The organism is Streptomyces sp. AC627_RSS907 (genome assembly GCF_019049165.1).
On the sequence record NZ_JAGMUE010000428.1, the window covers coordinates 1 to 586 of the forward strand.

1 protein-coding gene is annotated in these 586 nt (G+C 74.4%); it reads right to left on the reverse strand.

Features of this window, described 5'->3' with window-relative positions:
• Window positions 1–586: AMP-binding protein (locus KUM32_RS36270; protein WP_217146153.1), on the reverse strand; the 586-nt coding region annotated here is incomplete at both ends.

Below are 586 nucleotides of genomic sequence, written 5' to 3' on the forward strand. Positions count from 1 at the left end.
GCGCCGAACACGTCGACGCGCGCCGCCGTGGAGTTCAGCAGTGCCGTGTGGGGAACCAGCACTCCCTTCGGCGTGCCGGTCGAGCCGGAGGTGTAGATGACGTACGCCGGCCCGGCGGGGTCCACCGCCGCATCCGCGACGGGAGCCGCGTGCTCCTGGGCGATCAGGTCCTCGTACGCCCACACGGGCGCGTCGGTCCGCTCCCGCAGCCGGCCGGCCCGGTCGGCGGTGGTGACGACCAGCGTCGGCCGGGCTTCGGCGAACACCTGCCGCAGGAAGGAGTCCGGTGCGTCGGGGTCGAGCGGTAGGTACGCGGCCCCGGCGGCGGCCACGCCCAGCACGGTGGCGACGAACGCGGGCGAGCGTTCGAGGACCACGGCCACGATCGGGGTCGCCCCGGCCGGGGCGTCACCCGCGGCACGTAAACCGGCGGCGACCGCGTGGGCTCTCTCGGCGAGGTCCTGGTAAGTCAGCGACCCGAACGCGGTGACGATCGCGTAGGAGGTCCGGTGTTCGTGGTAGGCAGTCTCCAGCGCCGCGGCGAGGGTCAGCTCGGCGAGGGCGGCCGGGGGATGCAGGGTCACGA